The sequence below is a fragment of the Albidovulum sp. genome, assembly GCF_041919395.1.
Lineage (GTDB): Bacteria > Pseudomonadota > Alphaproteobacteria > Rhodobacterales > Rhodobacteraceae > Albidovulum.
Genome location: NZ_JAYRTX010000177.1, coordinates 1 through 2,719, shown reverse-complemented (window position 1 = coordinate 2,719; position 2,719 = coordinate 1). Strand labels below are relative to the sequence as shown.

Genomic DNA, 2,719 nt, shown 5'->3' with positions numbered 1-2,719 from the left:
CGGCATCGACATGCAGCGTGTAGCCCGCGTCGAAGAGCGCGTCGGCAAGATCGAGCGTGATCTCCAGCGTCCGGCCGGCGCCGACGCTCGCGCCGGTGATCCCGTTGATCTGTGCCGGATCGCCGCCGGTGGCACGGTACCAGTCGGAAAGGTGCTCGTAGTATTTCGATTTCCCTCCCGCCATCCAGAGGCTGCCGACGTAGGCGCCGGTCGCATCGGTGACATAGAGCGCCAGATAGGCGCCGTCGCCGCCATAGGCGTTGAGCGTGGTGGTCAGGGTCACCGGTCGCGCGAGCGCGAGGCCGGGGACCGTCAGCGCCGTGGTCAGCGCGAGCGAGGCAAGGAGGGATTTCATTGTCGGACCTTCGTGAAGCTGGAGTGCGTGCGTCTGGTGGGCAGGATCCGGCGCGGGCTGCGATTTCCGCCGCGCCGTGGCATCGTCAGTTGACCTTGACCTGCGGCGGAGCGCCGGTGCCGAAAAGGCCGTTGGCAGGCGGCGCCACGGTGCCGGCCGGGGCGGGATTGGCCCTCCGTCCGCCGCAGTCGTCGTCATCGTCGTGACAATCGTCGTCGTCATCATCGTCGTCTTCGTCTTCTTCGTCGTCATCGCCTTCGTCGTCATCGCCGCTGGCCAGGACAAGGAGTCCCGCCACCGTTTCGCTGCGGGGCATCGCTTGCGCGGGTGTTCCGCCCGATGCACGGAGCCCCGGCACGATCAGGCCAGGCCCGGAGGGGGCCGGTTCCATGAGGCTCGGGCTTGCGCTCCAGACGGGGAGCCCGATCGCCGCCGAGAGCGCCGTCGAGGCAACGAGAAGGGAAAGAGGTTTTCGCATGAGGGATCTCCGTTGGTCTGCGCGCGCCGTCCTCGGCGCGCGACCTGAGGGGTTCCTGACGGCGCTGCCGCGTCCGCTTCAGCTTGCCGTCAGGAAACGCCCCGCCGGGGCGGGACGCGTCCGGCGTCTGGGTCTCAGTTCGACTGGCTTTCCGGGGCGACCTGCGTCCCGCCTGCGACGGCGAAGGCCTCGATCCGCGCCTTCCGAACATCGAGCGTTGCCGGGTCGATCTCCACCTTGAGGAGATTGCCGCCGGGGTCGGCCGCGCGGACCTTGTAGCAGCCGTCGTCGATCTCCATCGCGCTGAGCGTCCAGCCGTAGTTGCCGGCCACCTGCGCGGCGGCCTCCTGGAGCGGCAGGGCCGTGGCCCGGGACACGCAATCGTCGTCATCGGCCAGCGCCGCGCCCGCCGGCAGGGCGGCGAGAACGGCGAGGGCGGCAAGAATCGGTTTCATGGGTCAATCTCCATTGCTGCGGTTTTCCACTGCTTCGACTTTCCGCGGCCCGGCTGACGTTCGCCTGATCGCGGCGGGGAATCTGCTTCAGCCCCGTGTCAGGAACGAAAGCGGCCCCGCCGGGCAGGCGGGGCCGGGTCGGCGCGAGGCCGACGGCTCAGGCGATGTCGCCCGGTCCGGGGGCGCGCTTGACGCCGGTGACCATGGCAAGCACGAGATTCTCGCGGTGACGGAAGGACGCGAGGACGACCCCTCCGACATGGAGTGCCACGAGGAGGAGCATGAGATTGGCAAGCGTCTCGTGCAGTGCCTCAAGTGCCTCCCCGCCGCGCTCGCCGTCATCGCCGTCGTCATCGGCAAGGGCCGGGGTCACGATCTGTGGAAGCGCCGGCAGCATCGCGAGTCGTTCGGGCTTCTCCATCAGCCATCCGGTGAAGGCGGTGCCGGCGAGCGTGACGATCAGTGCCGCGACCATCACCGCCCCGGCCGGGTTGTGGCCCAGATAGCGGCGCTCGCGTCCGCCGAGCATGTCGCGCACATAGGCGAGCGTCGTGGCCGGTCCGCGGAGGAACTGCGAGAATCGCGCGTATCGGCGGCCCGCGACCCCCCAGACGAGCCGGAAGCCGATCAGGCCCGCGACCGTGTAGCCTGCGACCTCGTGCAGGGGCTGAACCTCGTCCGCCGAAAGCCATGCGGTCGCGAAGGCGAGGACAAGGCCCCAGTGAAAGAACCTTACGAGCGGGTCCCAGACGCGGATCGTTCCGGGCGCGGCGGCCCCGGTCCAGTCCGCCCGCTGTGCAGATGTGTCAGTCATCGGTCTTTTCCCCGGTGACCTGCGCGGGGCCGCGCCTTTCCCGCTTGTATTCGAACTCGATCACATGAAGCGTCGCGGGATGCAGCGTCACCTCGATCCGGCGACCCTCGGCGTCGCTGCCGTCAACCTCGTAGCAGCCGTCGTCGATCTTGATCCTGTCGACCGTCCAGCCGTTCGCCTCTGCCAGCCGTGCGACCGCCTCGCGCGGCTGCCAGTCCGCCATGGGCACGAAACAGTCGTCGTGCGCCCGCGCGGTGCCTGCGGCAAGAACCGCGACAAGCGCGAGAATTGTCAGTCCTTTCGGCATGGGCCAAACTCCCCCTGGCGGCCGTGGTGAGCAAACTCCTGCGCGGTGAAGCTGACGGGAGCCTGAAGCACGGGGCCCGGTCACCGTCAGCTTTGCTTCAGACCGGGCGGTCAGGAAGGCTGAAAGGGGAATGGAAGGGAACCGATGCGCATCCTTCTGATCGAGGACGACACCGTTCTCGGCGCCGCCGTGCGCGACCAGATCGCGGGCGACGGCCATTCGGCGGACTGGGTCACGCGGCTCGACGCCGCCGGCGACGCCATGGCCGGCGCGGTCTATGACCTCGTGCTCCTCGACCTGATGCTTCCGG

5 protein-coding genes and 1 pseudogene are annotated in these 2,719 nt (G+C 68.9%); 1 reads left to right on the top strand and 5 read right to left on the bottom strand.

The window, feature by feature from the left end; genetic code table 11:
• The 5 genes from ACMUOO_RS17055 to ACMUOO_RS17035 form a co-directional block, all read right to left on the bottom strand.
• Positions 1-355 (bottom strand): DUF2271 domain-containing protein (locus tag ACMUOO_RS17055; RefSeq protein ID WP_413855791.1); only part of this gene is annotated, 355 nt, incomplete at its 3' end.
• A gap of 85 nt (positions 356-440) precedes the next feature.
• Entirely contained in the window at positions 441-833 is a 393-nt protein-coding gene (locus tag ACMUOO_RS17050; RefSeq protein WP_301917358.1) for a hypothetical protein, read from the bottom strand.
• Positions 834-967: 134 nt separating this feature from the next.
• Positions 968-1,288 (bottom strand): PepSY domain-containing protein, encoded by a 321-nt coding sequence (locus ACMUOO_RS17045; RefSeq protein WP_301917357.1) that lies wholly within the window; start codon positions 1,286-1,288, stop codon positions 968-970.
• Positions 1,289-1,445: 157 nt separating this feature from the next.
• On the bottom strand, positions 1,446-2,102 hold the full coding sequence (locus ACMUOO_RS17040) for a cytochrome b/b6 domain-containing protein (protein ID WP_301917356.1): 657 nt from the start codon (positions 2,100-2,102) through the stop codon (positions 1,446-1,448).
• A complete protein-coding gene (locus tag ACMUOO_RS17035) occupies positions 2,095-2,409 on the bottom strand; it encodes a PepSY domain-containing protein (RefSeq protein ID WP_301917355.1) in 315 nt (104 codons plus the stop codon). The genes ACMUOO_RS17040 and ACMUOO_RS17035 overlap by 8 nt, the downstream gene beginning before the upstream one ends.
• Before the next feature lie 144 nt (positions 2,410-2,553).
• On the opposite strand from ACMUOO_RS17035, the pseudogene ACMUOO_RS17030 reads away from it, so the two are divergent.
• Positions 2,554-2,719, top strand: a pseudogene (locus ACMUOO_RS17030) (DNA-binding response regulator); the annotation flags it as partial.